The sequence below is a fragment of the Pseudoalteromonas sp. S1612 genome, from assembly GCF_005887175.1.
Classification (GTDB): Bacteria; Pseudomonadota; Gammaproteobacteria; order Enterobacterales; family Alteromonadaceae; genus Pseudoalteromonas; species Pseudoalteromonas undina.
The window spans coordinates 97,843-120,789 of the sequence record NZ_PNDH01000010.1 but is presented as its reverse complement, the minus strand read 5'-3'; the positions used below and the strand labels follow the sequence as shown (position 1 = coordinate 120,789).

Annotated in this window: 19 protein-coding genes; 11 read left to right on the top strand and 8 right to left on the bottom strand. The window is 40.7% G+C overall.

The features are described 5' to 3' along the window. The first annotated feature begins 205 nt into the window (after positions 1-205). Positions 206-793, top strand: coding sequence for a YceI family protein (locus CWB78_RS05055; protein WP_138594475.1), 588 nt, complete (start codon positions 206-208; stop codon positions 791-793). Further along, on the top strand, positions 790-1,308 hold the full coding sequence (locus tag CWB78_RS05050; protein WP_138594473.1) for a DUF1285 domain-containing protein: 519 nt from the start codon (positions 790-792) through the stop codon (positions 1,306-1,308). The genes CWB78_RS05055 and CWB78_RS05050 overlap by 4 nt, the downstream gene beginning before the upstream one ends. Here CWB78_RS05050 and yihA read toward each other — a convergent pair whose 3' ends face one another. Beyond that, the gene (gene yihA, locus CWB78_RS05045) at positions 1,309-1,950 is read right to left on the bottom strand and encodes a ribosome biogenesis GTP-binding protein YihA/YsxC (protein WP_041709727.1); all 642 of its coding nucleotides are present in this window, start codon (positions 1,948-1,950) and stop codon (positions 1,309-1,311) included. 281 nt (positions 1,951-2,231) lie between these two features. Here yihA and CWB78_RS05040 point away from each other — a divergent pair, with 281 nt between their 5' ends. The 3 genes from CWB78_RS05040 (at position 2,232) to CWB78_RS05030 (ending at position 4,727) form a co-directional block, all read left to right on the top strand. Further along, positions 2,232-2,864 carry a c-type cytochrome gene (locus tag CWB78_RS05040; protein ID WP_008112717.1) on the top strand — a complete coding sequence of 211 codons (633 nt, stop codon included), beginning with the start codon at positions 2,232-2,234 and terminating at the stop codon, positions 2,862-2,864. A 750-nt stretch (positions 2,865-3,614) separates the two neighbouring features. Next, complete coding sequence (gene yihI, locus CWB78_RS05035) at positions 3,615-4,199, top strand: Der GTPase-activating protein YihI (protein WP_008112715.1); 585 nt, start codon at positions 3,615-3,617, stop codon at positions 4,197-4,199. 12 nt (positions 4,200-4,211) lie between these two features. Continuing rightward, positions 4,212-4,727 carry a DUF2489 domain-containing protein gene (locus tag CWB78_RS05030; protein ID WP_075169499.1) on the top strand — a complete coding sequence of 172 codons (516 nt, stop codon included), beginning with the start codon at positions 4,212-4,214 and terminating at the stop codon, positions 4,725-4,727. Positions 4,728-4,794: 67 nt separating this feature from the next. Here CWB78_RS05030 and hemN read toward each other — a convergent pair whose 3' ends face one another. Further along, on the bottom strand, positions 4,795-6,168 hold the full coding sequence (gene hemN, locus CWB78_RS05025; RefSeq protein ID WP_010390381.1) for an oxygen-independent coproporphyrinogen III oxidase: 1,374 nt from the start codon (positions 6,166-6,168) through the stop codon (positions 4,795-4,797). 116 nt (positions 6,169-6,284) lie between these two features. Continuing rightward, positions 6,285-6,809 carry a ribosome biogenesis factor YjgA gene (gene yjgA, locus CWB78_RS05020; protein WP_010390384.1) on the bottom strand — a complete coding sequence of 175 codons (525 nt, stop codon included), beginning with the start codon at positions 6,807-6,809 and terminating at the stop codon, positions 6,285-6,287. Positions 6,810-6,954: 145 nt separating this feature from the next. On the opposite strand from yjgA, the gene pmbA reads away from it, so the two are divergent. The 3 genes from pmbA to CWB78_RS05005 all read left to right on the top strand — a co-directional run bounded on the left by pmbA (position 6,955) and on the right by CWB78_RS05005 (position 11,205). Further along, positions 6,955-8,304 (top strand): metalloprotease PmbA, encoded by a 1,350-nt coding sequence (pmbA, locus tag CWB78_RS05015; RefSeq protein WP_138594471.1) that lies wholly within the window; start codon positions 6,955-6,957, stop codon positions 8,302-8,304. A 109-nt stretch (positions 8,305-8,413) separates the two neighbouring features. After that, positions 8,414-8,893, top strand: a complete 480-nt coding sequence (locus CWB78_RS05010) for a DciA family protein (protein WP_054202561.1) — start codon at positions 8,414-8,416, stop codon at positions 8,891-8,893. A 239-nt stretch (positions 8,894-9,132) separates the two neighbouring features. Continuing rightward, positions 9,133-11,205 (top strand): M13 family metallopeptidase, encoded by a 2,073-nt coding sequence (locus CWB78_RS05005; RefSeq protein ID WP_010390389.1) that lies wholly within the window; start codon positions 9,133-9,135, stop codon positions 11,203-11,205. A gap of 93 nt (positions 11,206-11,298) precedes the next feature. Here CWB78_RS05005 and mutT read toward each other — a convergent pair whose 3' ends face one another. Both mutT and secA read right to left on the bottom strand, forming a co-directional pair. Next, on the bottom strand, positions 11,299-11,697 hold the full coding sequence (gene mutT, locus CWB78_RS05000) for an 8-oxo-dGTP diphosphatase MutT (RefSeq protein WP_016899312.1): 399 nt from the start codon (positions 11,695-11,697) through the stop codon (positions 11,299-11,301). Between the two features lie 70 nt (positions 11,698-11,767). After that, on the bottom strand, positions 11,768-14,476 hold the full coding sequence (secA, locus tag CWB78_RS04995) for a preprotein translocase subunit SecA (RefSeq protein ID WP_138594469.1): 2,709 nt from the start codon (positions 14,474-14,476) through the stop codon (positions 11,768-11,770). Positions 14,477-15,084: 608 nt separating this feature from the next. Here secA and CWB78_RS04990 point away from each other — a divergent pair. Next, positions 15,085-15,855, top strand: coding sequence for a Rossmann-fold NAD(P)-binding domain-containing protein (locus tag CWB78_RS04990; RefSeq protein WP_109875465.1), 771 nt, complete (start codon positions 15,085-15,087; stop codon positions 15,853-15,855). On the opposite strand, the gene hutH is transcribed toward CWB78_RS04990, so the two are convergent. From hutH to hutC, 3 genes are read right to left on the bottom strand one after another with little or no spacing between them, the layout of a single operon-like run. Then, a complete protein-coding gene (gene hutH / locus CWB78_RS04985) occupies positions 15,852-17,384 on the bottom strand; it encodes a histidine ammonia-lyase (protein ID WP_054202557.1) in 1,533 nt (510 codons plus the stop codon). The two genes, CWB78_RS04990 and hutH, sit on opposite strands and share 4 nt — an antisense overlap. After that, positions 17,381-19,060, bottom strand: a complete 1,680-nt coding sequence (gene hutU, locus CWB78_RS04980) for a urocanate hydratase (RefSeq protein WP_138569781.1) — start codon at positions 19,058-19,060, stop codon at positions 17,381-17,383. Before hutU ends, hutH begins: the two co-directional genes overlap by 4 nt. An 18-nt stretch (positions 19,061-19,078) precedes the next feature. Further along, positions 19,079-19,807 (bottom strand): histidine utilization transcriptional repressor HutC, encoded by a 729-nt coding sequence (gene hutC, locus CWB78_RS04975; RefSeq protein WP_010390397.1) that lies wholly within the window; start codon positions 19,805-19,807, stop codon positions 19,079-19,081. A 110-nt stretch (positions 19,808-19,917) separates the two neighbouring features. On the opposite strand from hutC, the gene hutI reads away from it, so the two are divergent. Both hutI and CWB78_RS04965 read left to right on the top strand, forming a co-directional pair. Continuing rightward, positions 19,918-21,165 carry an imidazolonepropionase gene (gene hutI, locus CWB78_RS04970; protein ID WP_075169491.1) on the top strand — a complete coding sequence of 416 codons (1,248 nt, stop codon included), beginning with the start codon at positions 19,918-19,920 and terminating at the stop codon, positions 21,163-21,165. Between the two features lie 57 nt (positions 21,166-21,222). After that, positions 21,223-22,947: a GGDEF domain-containing phosphodiesterase gene (locus tag CWB78_RS04965; RefSeq protein ID WP_138594467.1), complete on the top strand. Its 1,725-nt coding sequence runs from the start codon at positions 21,223-21,225 to the stop codon at positions 22,945-22,947.

Genomic DNA, 22,947 nt, shown 5'->3' with positions numbered 1-22,947 from the left:
TCGGCCTATCATATATTTGATGGGCCGTTTTTTTATAGCTTTACTCCAAAGCGTTAAATTTATTCTCTAATTGCACTTAGCGTTTCAAGTGATACCATCAGTTTACTGTGCGTTTTCTTTTTAACTCAGCGTATTAGTGATTTTCAATTTGACTGATCAAAGTATTATTTTTTCGGGTATAAATCTTTTATTTTAGGAGTGCATTATGTTTAAAACGTTAGCTGTAGCAGGTTTATCTTTATCATGTTTACTAGTTTCAGGTGTTGCATCGGCAAACTGGCAGTTACTCAACGATAAAAGCCAATTAAGTTTTGTCTCAATTAAAAAAAATAGCATTGCTGAGACAAGCCATTTTACTCAGTTATCAGGGCAATTGAGTGAGCAAGGTCAGTTTAGCGTAAATGTTGATTTAACCTCAGCTGAAACGTTTATTCCTATTCGTAACGAGCGCCTAAGCAAAATTTTGTTTGAATCTGACACTTTTGCAAATGCAGTATTAACCGCTGACTTATCTGATAAATTGTCACTTATTAAGCAGCCTGGGCAGTACGTATTAAAAGGTGTTAGCGCCGAGCTAGACTTTCACGGTCATAAAAAGCCACTTGCAGTTGATGTACTTGTTAGTAGTGCGGAAAACGGGGATTTAAGCGTAGCATCATTCAAGCCTATTATTATTAATAGCGATGACTTTAAAGTCACCGAAGGGGTAATGCAGTTACAAAAACTAGCCGGCTTACCTTCGATTGCTACTGCGGTACCGGTTACTTTTGCACTGACCTTTAAAAAACAGTGATTTCTCTTAACGAACTTAGTAAGCAACTAAGCGAGCCAAGTAAACCTTTTGAACAATGGCAGCCTGCTCATTGCGGGCAATTGCCACTGCTGATTGACGAGCAAGGTAAATGGTTTTATGCGGGTAGTGAAATTACCCGCCAAGCCATGATAAAGCTGTTTGCTAGTGTGTTGTGCCGCGAAGATGGACAGTTTTATTTAAAAACGCCAGTAGAGAAAATTGTGATTGAGGTTAAGGATGCGCCATTTATTATTGTAAGTTGGCATCGTGAGTCGACCTCTGATGGTGATGTTATTTGTTGTATTGATAATCTACAGCGTACCTGGCTACTAAGTCGTGCTGAGCCGCTATATATTAATAATTACAAAGGCGCTGCAGTGCCTTATATGCAATTACCCTATGGTTGTTTTGCGCGAGTTGCCAGAAATGTGTTTTATCAGTGGGCTGAAATAGCCGAAACAGATGAGCTCGGCTATTTTATTACCTCCGCGAATGAGCGGTTTTATTTAGGGTAATTACTCTGTGTCAGCAGGTGGAATTGCTACGATTGGACCTAAGTACCACTCATCTAACTTTTTAGCGACTTCTGGTAAGCCTGTGCCTTTAAGTGATGAAAATGCATGAACTGTTATATCGCCATCTAATTCACTCAATTCACGACGAACACTAAGTACCTGTGATTTACGTGGACCTTGCTTGAGCTTATCTGCTTTAGTTAATAGTGCCAATACTGGAATTTCACTACCTACAGCCCAATTAATTAAATCACGGTCTAAATCTTTTAATGGATGACGAATATCCATCAACACCACAATACCTTTTAAGCTTTGACGTTTTTGTAGGTATTCGCCTAGCGACTTTTGCCATTTCTTTTTCATTTCAATTGGCACTTTCGCAAAGCCATAACCTGGTAAGTCAATTAGGCGCATGTCATCGACATCGGCAAGTTCAAATGTGTTGATCAACTGAGTACGGCCAGGTGTTTTACTAGTACGTGCTAACTTTTGATCGGTAAGGGCATTAAGCGCACTTGATTTACCTGCATTTGAGCGACCGGCAAACGCGACTTCAATTCCCGTATCAGCAGGTAATTTAGTGATGTCTGGCGCGCTTGTAACAAAAGACGCAGTGTTATACTTGATACGAGATTTGAGCACAGGCTCTCCTAAAACTAAAAAAAATAACATTGGGTAAACCAAATTCACCCGTGGCGCGTATTTTATACTATAAAGTAGCTATTAAAAAGTGTATTTGAGCATGTAAAACCGTTGCTGATGGTACATTTTAACTGGCTTAGCGATTAATTTTACTCAAAACCCTATAATTTATAGGTTTAATGTGTGTAGAAAACGTGCCAGAGAATTTAATATCGTGTAGAATATAAAAATCACAACATCCATATTGTAGATGATACAGGGTCGGAAACAGAGAATTCACCATGAAAAAAATAGCACTATCTTTAACTATATTGCTTGGTGCGTTGTCAGCAAGCAACGCAACAGCATTTGATGGCGATGTAAACGCAGGTAAAGAAAAATCAGCAACGTGTGCGGCTTGTCACGGCCCAGACGGTAATGCGCCGGTTAACATCTACCCAAAAATTGCAGGCCAACACGCAGATTACATATATAAGCAACTTACTGAATTTAAATTAGGTATGACTTCGGGCGGTAAAGAAGGTCGAATGAATCCAGTAATGAGCGGTATGGCAATGCCATTGAGCGATCAAGATATGAAAGACTTATCTGCTTATTTTGCTTCTTTGAATATGTCTGAAGGTGCTACACCTAAAGATGTTCAAGAAACAGGCGCTATGTTGTACAAAGCGGGTGACGCTGAACGCGGAATTCCATCATGTGCGGCTTGCCATGGTCCACGTGGTAATGGCTCTTCATTAGCTAAATTCCCAAAAATTTCTTTTCAACATCCAGAATACATCAAGTCACAACTTGAACAGTTCAGAGATGGCACTCGTAATAACGACCTAAATGGTGTTATGCAAGATATTGCTAAGAAACTAACAGATAAAGACATTGAAACATTATCTAAATACCTTGGCGGCCTACACTAAAGTCGTATTTATTTAGATATTGTTAACATAATACAATGTTAAGTATACAAAAAGCAGCCTTGGCTGCTTTTTTTGTTTCTGCAATGACCGATAAAGCCCCTCTACTTGTAAGACATTGACCATACTCTACTGTAAGAAAAGTCTCATTTTATTTTTGTTTTTCAATTTAACTTATTGTAATTTATGGTTTTTAACGTCTTTTGTTATGTTTTACATAAGAAAAAAGATATAAATTAGTTGTAACAAAATTATTAACGAGTAAATTAACCCCTGTCGCAACAATAATAACAAATAGGAAAACGTTATAAGGATCGTAGCGCGGCACGACTGAATAGCACATTGAGAGTGCTACTAAAGGAAATAACAAAAAAGTGTCAGGAAAGACCGAAAATAATAAAAACTCATGGAAGTTTAATAATAAAAACAAAATGGAATGCTACACGGAAGATAAATAATAATAATACGGATAAAGAAATAATAATAAAAATAATAAAGACTAAAAAGTCGAAGGGAGAAGTGTCCATATAATGGCGCTCAGATTAGCAGGCGGTAGAGATGTTTTCTCTACCGCCTTTTTATTTGTCCTGTTACAATACCCCCCGTTTAAAAAAAGCATCTAAATATGCTTTGGCGTATATATAGAGAAACCCAACCTCTAAAACGCAAACCGAATTCTTCTGGCTAGGCCAGCATCGCGATGCCCATTGAGTTGCGCCTCGCTCAAAACCTCTTAAGTGAGACGATCAAGATATGAGTAGAAAGAAAAAGTCACGTAAAATTCCATCAAATGGACCCGTTCGTTTAAGCCAAGATAAGCTTAAAGAAATGCGTGCATTGAAAGAGCAACGTGTAAAGAAAACCAAAGGCGCTAAGCCTGGTTCACGTAATGCACCTGATGCATTGAGTAATGACACTCAAAAAACAGGTTCGGCTGCTAAAGACAAACGTGTTGGTAGTAAAAAAGCAGTACCATTAGTTGCCCCAGCCGCTGAACCAAAAGTCGAAATGAAACGTAACCTTAAGCCTGTAGCAGAGCTTAAAAAGGCGATTGAGCCTGAGTTAACGCCTGAGCAAGAATTAGAGGCGCTTGAAAATGATGAGCGCTTGCTTAAATTAGTTGAGCGTCATGAGCAAGGTGAAATGCTAACGGGTAAAGATGCTAAATACTTTAATAGCCGTATAGCGCGTCACCAAGTGCTGTGTAAGTTATTAGGCATTGAAGATGAAGAAGAATTTGAAGATGACTTCAGTGATGAAGAAAGTAATTCAGATTTTGATCAATACCTATCAAACGACCTAGCTAATGAATGGCTAGATGACGACGAAGATAAGTAATAAGGATACGCAATGAGTACAGCAGTGATCTTAGCCTTAGTTGTAGGTGCTGCTATTATAGCGGGCTTGGCATTTTATGCGGGTCAGTTGCTCTACAAGCTAAGTGTGCAAAAAAAGCTAATTAGCAAACAACAGGCAGAGCAACAGCAAAAACTTAAGCAGTCGCGTTTAAAACGTAATGCAAAGCTAGCCGATAGTATTCATTTAATTGCACGTGCGATGAATGAAAAGCAATGTGATTACTCTGAGGGCTGTCTACGTATTTGGGTGCTGATGTCGCAATATAGTTTTGATACTGAGCGTGACTTAACAACTGCATACCCAGGCATTTATAAAATGTACGACGTGGTAAAAGAAATGCCAACTCACGATTCGCGCAAAAAGTACGCTAAAAAAGAAATTTTTAAGCAAGATACCGCACGCTGGCGCGCAGAAGAATCACTGAGTGATGAAATTGAAGCTGACTGTAAAAAAATTATTGTTGAGTTTAAAGCAGCCCAAGGCAGCGAAAACGTGGTTTTTAACTAGCACTTAAATTTTACAGTATAAAAAAGCAGACCTAGGTCTGCTTTTTTTATGCGCGCTATTTTTTAAATTATATAACCCGTGAGAAGCGAGTGGCATTTATTTGTTTTTGTAAGTGCGCATCAAAGCACATACAAATAATACGAATAAATAAATTCCCTTTTGGTGTTACGCTAATTAGGTTGTTTTCTATTGTTACCATTTCATCGGCAATTAATGGTGCGAGTGCCTCTAAGGCATCTTTAAAGTAGTCATTAAAGCTGATTTTATGTCTGTTCGCGAATACGCTCATATCAAGCTCAAACTGGCAAATAAGTTGTTTAATTGCATCCGCTCGAATAAGGTCATCTTGGGTTAAATGCATGCCTTTATTAATGGCACTGCCTGCTTGCTCATCGATTGTTTGGTAATAGTGTTTTAGCTCTTTCTTATTTTGTAGTATGGCTGTGCCTATTTGCGATATTGACGAGACCCCTAAGCCTAGTAAATCACATTCTCCATGGGTAGTGTAACCTTGAAAGTTACGATGAAGTTGGCCGCTATTTTGAGCAATAGCCAATTCATTATCAACTTTTGCAAAGTGATCCATACCTATAAATTGATAGCCCGCCTGTGTCATTTGCTCTAGGGTATTTTTGAACATAGTGAGCTTATTATGGGCACTGGGTAAATCAGCATCTTTTATTTTACGTTGAGCGGCAAAACGATCAGGTAAATGAGCGTAGTTAAATACTGAAACACGGTCGGGGTCTAAAGCAATCAGTTGCTCAATAGTTTGCTTAAAACTCTCAGGTGTTTGTAGAGGCAGTCCATAAATCATATCTGCATTAATTGATTTAAAGCCTAATTGTTTTGCTTGGGTAATTAACTGCTTTACCTCATCAACATGTTGAGGACGGTTAACAGCTAGCTGAACTTGATCATTAAAATCTTGAATACCAAATGACACACGATTAAATCCCATCTCGCTTAAGTCAATCAGCATATTGTCAGCCAGTGAGCGAGGGTCTATTTCTATACCGCGCTCACAGGTATCGCTAAAGTTAAAGTGTTGCTCTAGTAGCTTTACTAAGCGAGTCATTTGGGCTGCGGTCAAAAAGGTTGGAGTACCGCCTCCTAAATGTAATTGCTCAACCCGATAGTCTTGAAATAGCGGCGCTTGTGCCACGATTTCTTTAGCTAAAAAATCTAGGTAGGTATCGGCTTTAGATTGATGGCGAGTAATGACTTTATTACAGCCACAGTAATAGCAAAGCTGGCTACAAAAAGGAATGTGAATATATAAAGACAAAGCACGGGTTTGCGATGATTCAATAGCGCTAATCAAATCTTGTTGCTGATAGCCGTCGGCTAACGAAAGTGCAGTCGGGTAAGACGTGTAACGCGGGCCCGATACATTGTATTTGTTTATTAAAGTTTGATCCCATTGAGGAAGTTTAATCATCACGCGCACCTTATCTTTTAAGTTGCTGCGTATTGTAAAAAAGGAAAGGGAAAGGGGTTTTGATCTACAACAAAAAAAGGTGCCGTAGCACCTTTTTAGTATGTAACGTGGCTGCGTTACATTATGGCGTCTTTTAAATACTGAAATAGCTCTTTGTAGCCTCTCGCAGGCTTTTCTGCTTTTACTTCTTTGGCCGCATTACGCACCAGTTGGCGCATTTTTTGGCGCTCAAGAGCTGGGTATTGTTCAATTGTTTCGTTGATTAAGTCATCGCCTTGCTCAATTAAATCACTGCGCAGCTGCTCAATCTTTTTGATCATAACCTCTGCTTGGTTATTTTTATTAAGCATTACATCAATGATCGCTTTAATTTCTTCAATATTTTCTACTGTACGAAGGGTTTTTGCTATGTAATTTAAGTGGCGGCGGTATGCATCACTTTTATTACTAATTTTATCGGCAACAACCATTGCTTCTTTTAAATCATCATTAAGCGGTAAGCGTTCGCGCTGCTTTTTACCCATTTTGGCAATTTCAGACCCTAACTGATGAAACTCCTGCGCTTCGCGCTTAAGTTCACTTTTTGATACATATATAATTTCTTCTTCAATTTCAGCAGGCTTGCCTTTTTTCTTCGCCATGGGGTGCTCTTAAGTAAAAATAACTTTATCTATTATACGCGATTCTTTTAGTGATTAATATTAGCTGATGTGGTGCAGTGAGTGTGTTAGCATTTAAATATAAAAAATGTGTGCAACATGGCCTTCAGGGCTCAGGACAGAATTTATGAAAAGCCAACACCAAGATCCAATATATTCGCAAATTTCTCAAGTAAAAGATGCCGTTTCTGAAGTACTCGAACATGCTAAAAAGCTAGGCGCTACTGCTGCAGAAGCTGCTATGTCAAGCACATCAGGGCTGTCGGTAAGTACGCGCATGGGCGAGGTAGAAACCATTGAGTTTAATCAAGACGGTGGTTTAGGCATTAGCGTGTATGTTGGTAATAACAAAGGCTCCGCCTCTACGGCTGATTTAAATCCAAAAACATTGCGAACTGTGGTCGAAAAAGCCATAGATATTGCTAAATTCACCTCAGATGATCCGTGTAATGGTATTGCTGATAAAGAATTACTTGAGTTTTCGCCTAAAGATTTAGATTTATTTCATCCTTGGGATGTAAGTCCTGAGCAAGGGATTGATTTATGTCATGCTGCTGAGCAAGCCGCATTAAATGCGGATAAGCGAATTGTGAATTCTGATGGTGCTAGCTTTTCTTCACACCAAGGGCTGCGAGTGTATGGCAATAGTCATGGTTTAATTGCAGGCTACCCAAGAACACGCCATAGCATAAGCACTATGGTAATAGGCAAAGAGGGCGAGCATATGCAGCGCGACTCAGCCTACACAATTTCCCGCGATCAAGCAGGGCTAAAAGATGCTGCAAGTGTTGGGCTTGAAGCCGCTGCAGAAACCCTAGCTAAACTAAACAGTCAAAAACTAGGTACCATGAAAGTGCCGGTTATTTTTAGAGCCGATATTGCTAACTCATTGTTTGGCCATTTAGTGTCTGCAATCGGCGGTGGCGCACTGTATCGTAAATCCAGTTTTTTACTGGATAGCTTAGGTACACAAGTGTTCAGCAAAACCGTTAATATTTCAGAGCGCCCACACTTATTAAAAGGGTTAGCATCATCACCTTTTGATAGCGAAGGGGTTAAAACTCTAGACAGAGAAATAATACACGGTGGTGAATTGCAAACATATTTATTAGCGAGCTACGCAGCGCGTAAAATGAATATGACGCCAACAGGCCATGCCGGTGGTATTCATAACTGGTTGGTTGAGCAAACCCATCAGGACTTAGCTACACTATTGAAAACCATGGGCACGGGTTTGTTAGTCACTGAACTTATGGGGCAGGGTGTAAATACCGTGACTGGTGACTACTCTCGTGGTGCAGCTGGTTTTTGGGTTGAAAATGGTGAAATACAGTACCCAGTAAGTGAAATAACTATTGCTGGTAACTTAAGAGATATGTTTAAAGGTATTTCAGCTATTGGTGGCGATATAGAGCGACGTGGTGGTATTCAAACGGGCTCAGTGCTGATTGAGCAAATGCAAATTGCGGGTGCTTAATACCCATCCACAATAATACTTAATTCAGCGAATTGGTATACACCCACTTTGTTTGCTTAAATTAAGCTTAATTTAAGCAAACTTTCCTTTGAGGTTTTTAAGGTGTGATATGGCTAAAGATAGATATGCGCCAAAACCATTAACCGACATTATGGCCGGGCTAAACAACCGTTTAGCAGCCTATGCGGGAAAAAGCCAAGCATTGGATACACAGCAACAACTGTTACGCGATTTTTTAGGGCCTAAGCTAGGCGATAAATGTCGAGTAAGTAATTATCGTGACGGCACACTGATGATAGAAGCTGTTTCAGCTCCTATTGCTCTTAGGCTTAATTATTTAAAAATGGATATGCAGTCTCATTTTAGAGCCGCAGGTATGGCAGAGCTTGGACAAATAAAAATTACCGCCAATCCACAAGCAACTCAACGATTAAGTAATCGTCCTAAAGCGACAGATAGCCAAGCGACTAACTCTCTTAAAATGAGTGAGCAAACGGCTGATTATTTGAATGCGATCGCCGATTCTGCCCCTCCTTCATTAAAAGAAAAGCTGCAGCGCTTAGCATTACATGGCAAAAGTAAGCCCTAGCTAGCCCTCATGCTAGGCTCTTTTTCACGCTTTGAACAAACGCAAAATACTTTGTTACATATTCGATTTTATTGTTATTTAAATCAGGTTTATTATGCTTAGCTAGTGCTTCCTAAATTAGGTTGTAGCTGATGCGTATTTCATTAAGCAGGTAATAGACTGCATCCTATTGTTGTTTTTTTTGAGTTATCAAATCTTAATGAAATGCGTATTTATTCTAATTAATATACGGAATTCTTATGAAAAAAATAACAATGACTGCCGCCAGTATTGCATTGGCGTTAGGTTTGGTTGGCTGCGGCGAAAAGCCACAACAAATGAAAGCAGAATCAACCACAGTAACTGCACCGGTGGCGGCTCCTGGTGCGCTAGGTGTTGATTTACAAAATATGGATAAAAGTGTTCGTGCACAGGATGATTTTTATTACCATGTTAATGGTCAATGGTTAGCAAAAACTGAGATTCCAGGTGACAAGTCTAACTATGGGTCGTTCTCACAGTTATATGATGAATCGCAAAAAGCAATGAAAACAGTGCTTGAAAACGCCAGTGCTAATAGTAGTGCAAAACCAGGTTCAGATGAATATAAGATTGGTGCATTTTATTCTAGCTATATGGCTGAAAATGCTCGTGAAGAGTTAGGTATTTTGCCACTTGAGCCAGCTATTAAAAGCATTGATACAGTGAAAGATAAAGCCGCGTTGGTCACACTGATGGCACAGCTACAAGTTAAAGGTGGCGATCTTCCTTTTGGCTGGTATGTTAATAATGACGCTAAAAACTCAAGTGAAAATGCGCTTTATGCCTATCAAGCGGGACTTGGTTTACCTGACCGCGACTACTATTTAAAAGATGATGAAAAATTCACAAAAATTCGCGCGGCTTATCAAACGTATATCACCGATATTTTAGCTAAAGCTGGCGTTAATAATGCCGCTGATGCAGCCAAAGCGATATTAGCACTTGAAACGACACTTGCTGATGCACAGTGGAGCCGAGTGCAAAGCCGTGATGCAACTAAGTCATACAATAAAATGACGGTAGCTGAAGCTAACTCGCTAATGGGTGAGTTTGATTTAAATGCCTATTTCGAAGCAGTTGGCGTTGATGCTCAAGAGTTAATTGTGCGCCAACCAAGTTACTTTGAAAAATTTGCAGAGATTTTCAACAATACTGACTTAGCTGTTTGGCAAAACTATTTAAAATTCCATTTTGTTAGTAATTACGCGCAGCTACTTAATAAAGATTTAGTGGATTTGAAGTTTAATTTTTACAGCACCACGTTGCGTGGTGTTGAAGAGCAAGCACCACTTTGGAAGCAAGCCGTTGATGCATCAAACAGTGTACTGGGTGAAATTTTAGGTAAAGTCTACGTTAAAGAAAACTTCCCGCCAGAAGCAAAAGCACGTATGGAAGAGTTAGTTGATAATGTGATTAAAGGCTATTCAGTGGCAATTGAAAACCTTGAGTGGATGAGCCCTGAAACAAAAGTGGCGGCGCAAGAAAAACTCAATAAGTTTACCCCTAAAATTGGTTACCCAGATAAATGGAAAGATTACTCAGATTTAGCGATTAACCCTGATGAACTGGTAGGTAACTATATTCGCTACAGTGAATGGGCTTATGCAGATATGATTGCTAAATTAGGTAAGCCAGTTGATCGCTCTGAGTGGCATATGACGCCACAAACAGTGAATGCTTACTACAACCCAGTGAATAACGAAATAGTATTCCCTGCGGCGATTCTACAACCTCCTTTCTTTAATTTAGAAGCAGATGATGCGGTTAACTATGGTGCTATTGGTGCGGTTATTGGCCATGAGTTAGGCCATGGCTTTGATGACCAAGGTGCAAAATACGACGGTGATGGCAATTTACGTAATTGGTGGAGCGAGTCAGACCTTAAGCAGTTTGAACAGCGAAGTGCTGCCTTAGTTGCACAGTATAATCAATATAAACCGTTTGAAGATGCCAGCGTTAATGGTGAGCTGACACTGGGTGAAAACATTGGTGATTTAGGCGGCTTAACCGTCGCTTATAAAGCGTATCAGCTATCGCTGGGTGATTCGAAAGCGCCCATTATTGAAGGCTATACGGGCGACCAACGCTTCTTTATGGGCTGGTCGCAAATTTGGCGTCGTAAATACCGTGATGAGGCGCTACGTAATCGTTTAATGACCGATTCACATTCACCGAGTCATTATCGCGTAATTGGTATTTTGTCGAACATGCCAGAATTTTACCAAGCGTTTGATGTTAAAGAGGGCGATAAAATGTATATCAAGCCTGAAGATCGCGTAAAAATTTGGTAATTTGAGCTAAAATTAGCTTAAGCGGTTAGAGCCATTAATCACAAAATAAAAAGCCAGTGAGCATCATGCTCACTGGCTTTTTAGTTACTTTTACTAGCTATATTTTGTTTTTATGGCGCTGATAATCTCGACATTGGCTGCAGGAAAATCATAGTTATCAAGTTCGTCAATACTTACCCATTCGCTTGGTTGCCCTTCTGCGCCATGAGCTTGACCATTAAAGTTACTGACCACGTGTACATTAAGTCGTACGCATTTATCGCCATAGTCGTGCTCTATAGTGACAAGTTCGCTTGAGCTATGAATAGTCAGTCCTACTTCTTCAAATAATTCGCGCTTCAGTGCTTGAAAAACACTTTCTCCGGCTTCAACTTTTCCGCCTGGAAATTCCCATAAGCCGCCTTGGTGCTGTTCATCTGCACGTTTACAAATAAACACATTGTTGTTTTTTTTAATTACACCCACAGCAACATTGATGATTACTTTAGTCATTATCTCTCCCTTAAATAGCATAAAAAAAGCGACGCAAGCGTCGCTTTTTATCTAACTTAACAAAGTGGTGTTATTTTAATTTACCACAACATTGTTTGTATTTTTGACCTGAACCACATGGACATGGATCGTTACGACCCACTTTTGGCTCGCTACGCGCCATAACCTGAGCGCTTTGTGGTGCTTCACCACCTACGTGCTCTGCTTCTTCATGTTGATATTCGCGAGGGGCATTTTCACTTTTACGGTGTTGCTCTTCTACTTTTTCAACATCTTCTTCAGCGCGAACTTGCACTTTACTTAAAATACCGACGACATCGACTTTTAAGTTTTCTAGCATTTCAGAGAACAGTTCAAACGACTCACGTTTGTATTCTTGCTTAGGATTCTTTTGTGCATAACCACGTAAGTGAATACCTTGGCGTAAGTGATCCATTGCAGCAAGATGGTCTTTCCAATGTTGGTCAAGACTTTGAAGCATAATGGCTTTTTCAAACTGACGTAGTACAGAATCGCCAACCATTTCTTCTTTTTGCTTGTAAGCTTGTTCAACCGCTTCTTCAATACGCTCACGCAGTTTTTCTTCGTACAGTTTATTGTCATCAGCTAACCACTGAGTAATTGGTAACTCAATTAAGAAGTCTTGTTTTAAGCGTTCTTCAAGTCCTGGTATATCCCACATTTCAGCCAAGCTTTGTGGAGCAATGTATTGATCAATCACACCAGCGAGCACATCACCACGGATAGCAGTAATCGTTTCTGAAATATCACCTTCTTCAAGCAATTCATTACGTTGAGAGTAAACAACACGACGTTGGTCGTTTGCTACATCATCGTACTCAAGTAGCTGTTTACGCACATCAAAGTTACGTGCTTCTACTTTACGCTGAGCGTTTTCGATTGCGCGGTTAACCCATGGATGTTCAATCGCTTCGCCGCGTTGCATACCTAGTTTACGCATCATATTAGTCATGCGCTCACCAGCAAAAATACGCATTAACGCATCGTCCATCGATAGGTAGAAACGGCTTGAACCGGCATCACCTTGACGGCCAGAACGACCACGTAATTGGTTATCAATACGACGTGATTCATGACGCTCAGTACCAATAATGTGTAAGCCGCCAGCATCAATTACCGCATCATGGCGAATCTTCCATGCTGCTTTTATTTCAGCAATTTGTTCGTCAGTTGGGTTCTCAAGTTTTTCAACTTCGCTGTTCCAATTACCACCAAGTACAATATCGGTACCACGACCGGCCATGTTGGTGGCAATGGTGACTGTGCCTGGTAAGCCCGCATCAGAAACAATGTCTGCTTCTTGTGCGTGGAATTTAGCATTAAGTACGTTGTGCTTAATTTTTTCTTTGCGTAAAAACTGCGACAAGTACTCAGAGCTTTCAATTGAGATAGTACCTACAAGTACTGGCTGACCACGTTCTTGACAGTCTTTAATGTCTGCTAAAATGGCTTCGTACTTTTCTTCTTGCGTTAGGTACACCAAATCTGCGCGATCATCACGGATCATTGGCTTATTGGTTGGCATAACAACTGTGTCTAAACCGTAGATAGACTGAAACTCAAACGCTTCTGTGTCGGCTGTGCCTGTCATACCTGCTAGCGTTTCGTACAAGCGGAAGTAATTTTGGAACGTAATAGAAGCTAACGTTTGGTTCTCGTTTTGAATTTTCACACCTTCTTTTGCTTCTACAGCTTGGTGTAAACCTTCTGACCAACGGCGTCCTTCCATAGAGCGACCTGTGTGCTCATCAATAATGATAACTTCGTTTTCTTTAATAACGTAGTCAACATCTTTTTGGTAAAGCTTGTGCGCACGAAGAGCTGCATAAACGTGACTGAGTAGCGTGATGCTCGCTGCTGAGTACAGTGAATCACCTTCTTCAATTAAGCCGCGCTCTGTAAGTAGCTCTTCAACTTTTATTTGCCCACGCTCAGTTAGGTGAACTTGCTTAGATTTTTCATCGATAGTGAAATCGCCATCACCTTCAATCCCTTCCTCATCTTCTTTTTCTTGTAGTTCAAGTAAAGGAACAATGGTATTTATTTCAGTGTAAAGCTCTGAGCTGTCTTCAGCTGGGCCTGAAATAATAAGCGGCGTTCGCGCTTCATCAATTAGGATTGAATCCACTTCATCCACTACGGCATAAAATAATGGGCGTTGAACGCGCTCTTCAATGCTAAATGCCATGTTGTCACGTAGGTAGTCAAAACCAAACTCGTTATTGGTACCGTAAGTGATGTCAGCTGCATAAGCTTGTTTTTTCTGTTGTGGCATCATGCCCGGAACATTACAACCAATGGTTAAGCCTAAAAACTCAAATAGTGGACGGTTGGTTTCAGCATCACGCTTAGCCAAGTAGTCATTTACGGTAATGACATGAACACCTTTACCTGTTAAACCATTTAAATAAGCCGGCAGTGTCGCTGTGAGTGTTTTACCTTCACCGGTACGCATTTCTGCAATACGACCTTGGTGTAAAACCATACCACCTAATAACTGCACGTCGAAATGACGCATACCGTTTACACGCTTTGATGCTTCACGCACCACTGCAAATGCTTCTGGTAGAATATCGCTTAGGCTTTGTCCGTTATCGTAACGTTCTCTAAACTCAGCTGTTTTAGCTTTTAAATCTTCATCTGAAAGCGCTTCTAGTTGCGTTTCAAGTGCATTGATCAGTGCGACCGTCTTTCTTAGGTTTTTAATAGTGCGGTCATTGCGACTACCAAAAATCTTGGTAAATAAATTAGATATCATGATAAAACCGTTACAATGTGTTTTTTTGCTAGCCGTGCATCGGCTAACCCATTTTTTACAATTGATAATTAATGTATTCTTTGAATTAACCTTTAGGACACATTAATTAGCAATTTTGTATTAAGCTGCTTAAAAAGCACTGTTTATTACCTGCGCTACTATACCAGACTCTGCTAAACATCAAACTACCTCAATAAAAAGATCTTCATTTAAAACAGAAAAATGAGATCTCGCTCATAAAAATAGCATTATGTAGCTAAAGTTGATTAGAAATGCTTTAAAGATATGGTGTTGAATAAATTAAAAACAAGAGCAAAGCGCTTAAATTTCACCCTTAAATGCCTTGTTTGTCGCTATCGTTTTTTAATCCTTAAATTGAGCAATAATTTTATTAATTAATCTCGGTAGGTCACTTAAGTCATGCGGTTTATCGACAGATGTGTATGCACGGAAGCTTTATCATTAAAGAGGTTGTTAATCGTAAAAAAGGTGTATGTTAATATCTTCTGTAACCAGCGTTTGCTAATATTATTTTTAGTAGCATAGAGTTAGTCATCTTTTTTATTGCTATATAACACGTTGATTGAGTTTAATAAAAGGGTAATAAAGTGCAAACCAACAAAGATAACTTAGTAGTCCTTGGCGCTGGTTGGCTTGGCCAAGCCTTATGTATTGATGCACAAAAACAAGGTTGGCAAGTGCAAGGAACTCATCGTAGTGACACTCATCAATTTGATTTTGAGCGTCAGTTTGTTCTACAAAACGGCGAGCTGCAGCACCAAGTGGATTTACAAAACGCGTACTGGGTGTGTGCTATACCTCCGCGCAGTCGTGACAGCGAAAGTGATTATTCTCAAGTGCTGGAGCAGGGGTTAAAGCTGGCAACTGAACTTAATTGCAAAGGTTTTTTATTGTGCTCATCGACTGGGGTGTATGATCAAGAGCCTGGAGTTTATAGTGAAAGTAGCGATATATCTGGCACTAACGAGCGACAAATAAAGCTCTATGATGCTGAAGAGCAAGTACTTGAACAGCAAGGTAAAGTTCTAAGATTAGCCGGATTGTTGGGGCCAAACAGAGAGCCGGGTCGTTTTGTGGCAGGTAAGGAGCTCAACACCTCTAGTCAGCAAGTGGTGAACATGGTGCATCAACAAGATGTGATCAATGCCATTTATGCGGTACTTAACAATTGGTCACAAGGGCAAAGCATTTATAATGTAGTTAACCCTGCGCACCCGAGCAAAGCAGATTATTATGCACAAAAGTGTGAGCTGTATGGCACACAAATGCCCAGTTTTAGTAGTGATGAAGTCGCTGAGCGCAAAGTTATTGGCTCAGCGATAGAAGCGCTGGGTTTTAGTTATCAGTATGGTATTTAACAAGAAGGTAAGGGCGAATTTTTTATAAAGTCGCACAACTTACCTTCACTTAGTAGTCTGTTGGCCGCTTCAATATCGGGGGCAAAGTAGCGGTCTTTGTCGTAATAGCTAACATGCTGGCGTAGCAGCGCCTTAGCATGCTCCACCTGTTCACACGCATGTAGCGGCTTTCTAAACTCTAGCCCTTGAGAAGCACTTAGCCACTCAACGGCTAACACGCCTTGCGTATTATTAGCCATATCAACTAAGCGCCTAGCAGCAAAAGTTGCCATAGAGACATGGTCTTCTTGATTAGCTGAGGTCGGTAAGCTGTCTACCGAAGCTGGGTGTGCTAGTGACTTGTTCTCAGAAGCGAGCGCAGCTGCGGTTACTTGAGCAATCATAAACCCTGAATTTACCCCACCGTTTTCAACTAAAAATGGCGGCAATTTTGATAAATTAGAGTCAATCAGTAGGGCAATACGTCGCTCAGCTAAGGCGCCAATTTCGGCAATGGCAATCGCAAGGTTATCAGCGGCCATAGCAACGGGCTCAGCATGAAAGTTTCCGCCTGAAATAATATCTCCCACATCGGCAAAAACGAGTGGGTTATCGGTTACCCCGTTTGACTCACACAGTAGTACCTCGGCGGCTTGACGTATTTGGGTTAAACATGCACCAAGTACTTGAGGTTGGCAACGTAGGCAATATGGGTCTTGTACTTTTTCACAGTTAATATGTGAGTCACTAATTTGTGAGTGGGTGCTTAATAGCTCTCTAAATACGTGCGCGGTATCAATTTGCCCTTTTTGACCACGAACCTCATGAATACGAGCATCAAATGGTGCGCGACTGCCCATGGCGGCCTCAATACTTATAGAGCCAATAACACAGCTTTGTGCGTACAAATCTTCTGCTCTAAATAAGCCCTGCAGTGCGAATGCAGTAGAGGCCTGTGTGCCATTTAGTAGTGCTAAGCCTTCTTTCGCAGCTAATATCAGTGGCTCAAGCCCTGCAATTTTTAACCCCTGTTCTGCGCTTATTAGCTCTCCTTGATAGCGCATTTTCCCTTCACCTAATAAAGGCAGGCACATATGAGCAAGGGGGGCTAAATCGCCCGATGCGCCCACTGAGCCTTTTTTAGGCACGCATGGGTAGACTTCATTTTTAAGTAGCTGTATAAAAAACTCAATGACTGCTAGACGAATACCAGAATAACCCCGTGATAAAGAATTTACTTTTAGGGTGATCATTAATCTGACCGTGCTGTCATCCATTAACTCGCCAATGCCCGCAGCGTGTGAAAGCACAATACTGCGTTGTAATAGTTCTAGCTCATCATTCGCTATTTTTGTATTGGCTAATAAACCAAAGCCGGTATTAATACCATATACAGTACGCTGCTCGTTTATTACGTCTTGAACGGTCTGGGCACTGGCTGCTATTTGTGTAGCGGCCTCAGTTGCCAAAGTTAAATCTACGGCCGATTGATTAATTTTTCTTAAGGTATGTAATTCAAGCTGACCCGGTGTAAGTGTGTATGAAATCATGACTTATCCTTGTTAAGCATAGGTAGGTCTAGGTTTTGTTGTTGTGCACAATTTTTTGCAATGTCATAACCGGCATCGGCATGGCGCATCACACCGGTAGCAGGATCATTCCAAAGCACTCTTGCAAGGCGTTGCTCTGCTTCATCGGTACCATCGGCAACAATAACCACACCTGAATGCTGGCTAAAGCCCATACCTACACCACCGCCATGATGAAGCGATACCCAAGTAGCACCGCCTGCGGTATTGAGCAGGGCATTTAATAAAGGCCAATCAGAGACAGCATCGGAGCCATCTTGCATGCTCTCTGTTTCACGATTAGGACTAGCTACTGAGCCTGAGTCAAGATGATCGCGGCCAATAACTACCGGTGCTTTAAGCTCACCGTTTTTAACCATTTCATTAAAGGCAACCGCTAGACGCGCTCGGTCTTTTAAGCCAACCCAACAAATACGTGCAGGTAAGCCTTGAAATTGAATTCGCTCACGTGCCATATCAAGCCAGTTATGCAAATGCTTATCATCAGGAATTAGCTCTTTTACTTTTGCGTCTGTTTTATAAATATCTTCGGGATCGCCTGAGAGTGCTACCCATCTAAATGGGCCAATACCTTCACAAAATAATGGACGAATATAAGCAGGTACAAACCCAGGGAAATCAAATGCATTTGCTACGCCTTCTTCGAGCGCCATCTGACGAATATTGTTGCCATAGTCGGTAGTTGCTGCGCCTGCATCTTGTAGTGCCAACATCGCTGTTACTTGAACTGCCATTGACTGTTTGGCCGCTTTCACCACTGCTTGTGGATTATCGATTCGCATTTTTGCTGCATGCTCCATACTCCAACCTTGTGGTAGATAGCCGTTAAGCGGATCATGGGCTGAGGTTTGATCGGTGACTATATCGGGAGTAATACCACTTTTTACTAAGGTACTAAAAACATCAGCCGCGTTACCAAGTAAACCCACAGAAAGCGCTTCACCTTTGACACAGGCATCGGTTATTAATTTTAATGCATGCTCAAGATCTGTGGCTTTTACGTCGACGTACCCTGTTTTTATTCGAAAATCGATACGGCTTTCATCACATTCCACCACTAAGGCACTAAAGCCTGCCATGGTTGCAGCTAATGGTTGTGCACCGCCCATTCCTCCCAGGCCACCTGTTAACACCCACTTACCTTTGGCATCGCCTGAAAAATGTTGTTTTGCCATAGCTACAAAGGTTTCGTAAGTGCCTTGAACAATCCCTTGAGAACCGATATAAATCCAAGAGCCAGCGGTCATTTGGCCGTACATCATCAAGCCTTTTTTATCTAACTCGTTAAAATGTTCCCAGTTAGCCCAGTGCGGAACAAGGTTAGAATTTGCAATTAATACCCGCGGTGCATTGCTATGAGTTTTAAATACCCCCACCGGTTTACCTGATTGCACTAATAGGGTTTCGTCATCGTCAAGGCGCTCAAGCGTCTCAATTATTTTGTCGTAGCTTGGCCAGTCACGGGCAGCACGGCCAATCCCGCCATACACCACCAAAGCTTGCGGGTGCTCGGCAACATCAGGGTCTAAATTATTCATTAGCATGCGTTTAGCTGCTTCGGTTTGCCAGCTTTTTGTAGATATTTGATTACCATGCTGCGCGCGAATTGTGCGTTGTGTGTCCAGTCGATGATCCATTGTTCACTCCTGTTAAATTTAAGTGTTATGCGCTTTATTATTATTTTTAAATGTTAATTGTCCGCCCAAGCGATACTTACTGCCCGGCGATATAAGCCGTGCAAAACTAACAATTCCGTTTACCGACCATGTGCGGCGTATTACTTGTAAACAGGGCTCTTCATTATATAAATTAAGCCATTGGCACATTTCACTGTTTGGCGTAATAGCCTCTACCGTATGCCTCGCTTGCGTTAAAGGGGCAACTGTTGAGAGATATTCGTGCGGGGTAAGTGCGGTAAAATCTTGTTGTAAATAATCTTTTGCAAGGGGTGGATTTACAAAGCGCTCCTCTACTTGCAAGGGACTGTCGTTTTCATTATGAATAATGACACTGCGATACACCACGCTATCTACCTCTACACCCAAAGCAATTGCAATTGGCGCGACGGCATTAATCGATTCTAATACTTGCACTGTGCAGCTGTAGTTTCCGTTTCGCTCTTTTACTTCATTGGCGATGTTTTTTATTTCAAGTAATGACGACTGAGACTTGAAGCTTGCTACAAACGTTCCTAGGCCTTGGCTACGGGTTAAAATGCCCGCATCAGTGAGTTCGCTAAGTGCCCGACGTGCGGTCATTCTGCTTACTGTAAATTGTTTTGCTAGTTCATTTTCTGAAGGGACACGTTGGTTTTCAAGCCAAAGCCCACTGCGTATTTTGTCCACAATAAATTGTTTTATTTGCGTAAACTTAGGTGCTGGCATAAATATTTTTAGTATATTAAAAATAAACAATACCTAGTAAGATGGCATAATCATCTTGTATATACAAGATGTGTTTTTAAACTCGTTTGAACACTATCGCGGAGAGACTTATGCAAGCTACAGAATCCACAGAACAGTTAAATGATATCGATTTATTACTCACCGATGCCAATATTGCCACTATGGATAGCAACATTGATGCGCCTTATGGAGCGATAGAAAATGCGGCTTTAGCAATTAAAAATGGCAAAATAGCATGGTTAGGTAAGCAAACTGAGTTGCCTGACTTTGATGTATTAGCCACTCCGGTAGTAAGTATCAAAGGACAGTGGTTAACTCCGGGTTTAGTGGATTGCCATACTCACTTAGTGTTTGCCGGTTCTCGTGCACAGGAGTTTGAGCAGCGTTTACAGGGGGTAAGTTATCAGCAAATTGCCGCGCAAGGGGGTGGGATTGCAAGTACAGTTAAAGCAACCCGAGAGGCTGACCACGAACAATTATTTGTAGCAGCAAAAGATCGTTTAAATGCACTGCTAGCTGAAGGTGTCACTACGGTAGAAATTAAGTCAGGGTATGGGCTTGATATAGAAAATGAGAAAAAAATATTAGAAGTTGCTAGGCTTTTAAATCAACATCATCCTATTGAAGTCATTAATACCTTTTTAGGGGCGCATGCATTACCTTTAGAGTTTAAAAATCGCAGTGATGATTATATAAGTTTAGTGTGTAATGAAATGCTCAACACCCTTGTTGAACATGATTTAGTCGATGCGGTTGACGTGTTTTGCGAGGATATTGGCTTTAGTTATGCGCAAACGCAGCGAGTATTTGATGCGGCTAAAAAGCTGGGGTTAGCAATTAAGTGTCATGCTGAGCAGTTATCCAATCAACAAGGTGCTGCGCTGGTGGCGCAATACAATGGTTTGTCGGCCGATCATTTGGAATATCTTGATGAAGCCGGTGTTAAAGCTATGGCAAATGCAGGTACTGTGGCGGTATTACTGCCCGGTGCTTTTTATTTTTTAAAAGAAACGAAATACCCTCCGATTGAACTGTTAAATAAATACAAGGTTCCCATCGCAATTGCCAGTGATTTTAACCCCGGCACATCACCGTTATGTTCTTTGCAATTAATGATGAATATGGCTTGTACATTATTTAATTTTACTCCAGAGCAAGCATTAATGGGAGTCACTGCACACGGAGCTCAGGCTCTTGGTTTTACTGATAGAGGCGTATTAAAAGTAGGTGCTCGCGCTGATATAGCACATTGGCAAATTGAGCATCCTGCACAATTAAGTTATCAGTTTGGAGTAAATAAACTGTTAAATTTATGGATATTGGGTAAACTTAGCTAATTATAAGACTTAACTCTTAAACCCATGTTTTATTTAATGTCAGTGAGTACCTAAGCTATGGATGGAACGTTATTGAGCTACAGTAATTTAGCTATATTTTTAAGTGGTGCGCTTTTAATGGCAATGGTTGCTGTATTGTTAACCGTTAAAAGTAACGTAATAAGACTCATCCTTTTATGCACCGGGCTGATTGGTTTAGCTATGGTTAGTACTGCCATTCCTTGGTTTGTTGTGTTATTGGCTCTGGGGTTTGGTTTTCATTTATATCAAGCGAATTTACTAAAGCAAAAACTCCCATTACTTGTTAGTGCCTGTGCAACAGGGTTACTTGCTTTATTATTTATTGGTTACCTCTTTTTTACGCTACATTTAGCTTGGTTACTTATTCCAATTTTACTGCTCAGTAGCAGTAGCTTTTCAATGGATAATGCACCTCAGATTGCTCCACCCTTAAAGCCGCAAACCGACCCTGAGGTGTATGTTGAAAACTCACCTTTAACTAGCTTCCCTGATAAACAACAGTTACGTCAAAAATATAATGAGCTTATTAATGAAGATTCATTCAGAGCTGCACTTATTGTTTTAAGATTGGAGGGCTTTGCGCAGGTTAATCAACACATTGGCCGAGATTTTGGTGATTTACTCTTGTCTCAGTCGGCAAATAGAATAAAAGACTTATTAAATAGTGATGAAGTGTTTTATCTTGACGAGCAGGCTAAGTTAGCGCATTTGGGTGGGTTAAACTTTGCATTTATTTGTGATTTACAAAGCCATAATCATTTACATCAACAGCTTATAAAGCAAATTATTGGCGCGACTTTAAAGCCATTCAATGTAGCTAATTGTACGATTGAAGTAAAAGTAAGAGCCAGTTATGTACATTGTGAGCAGCAAAGCAGTAGCTTTGATGAGTTAATTAGTCATGCTTACTTGGCACTTGATAGCCGACCTGATAAACAAATAGTGGCTTATCATCAGCAGATGACGATTGAGCACTTAGAGCAGCAAGCGCGATTAACTGAGCTGGCGAATATCAGTTTTGCTGATGAGTTTGAACTGTTTTTTCAACCTGTGATTCGAAATAGTGATGGCCAAATCGAATTTTTAGAATTGCTATTACGTTGGCAGCATCCAACTCAAGGGACTTTGTCGGCGAGTCGATTTATCAATGATATTAGAATTGCAGGGCTTGGTTACTCACTCGCTACCTTTGTTATTGAACGTGCTGGAGAGCTTGCCATGGCACTTCGTATGGAAGGAATGAGGGTGCCTTTAAGTGTTAATTTATTTGGCCCGGAAATGCTCAATGAAGAGTTTGTGGATTTTGTTTATGGGGTTATTGGTGAGCATCAACTCAGGCCTGGTGATTTAATTTTAGAATGTCCGCTACATATTTTTACTAGCTTAGATGATAAAGGCAGAGCCATGATTGCAAGGCTTAATAGTTTAGGTTTAAAAGTGTGTGTTGATGGTTTAGGTGATAACCCTGTATTACTTTCTAAGTTACCTAGTTTAGCGGTGGAATATATTAAAGTATCGCCTGCATTAACTGCAGACTTTAGTAATCAAAATAATATACGTAGTTTAGTAGGTGGCATGGTTGAAATGCATAACCAGCAACAGACGAAAGTTATTTTTGAAGGTGTTGAAACACTCGATCAACTAAAGTTTGTAAAAAGTCTAAAAGCCTATGCTTCACAGGGATACTATTTTGGACACCCATTGAGCAGTTTAGGATTAATGAGTTGGTTTAAGCAATGGTTAGAAGCACAAGAACTTTAA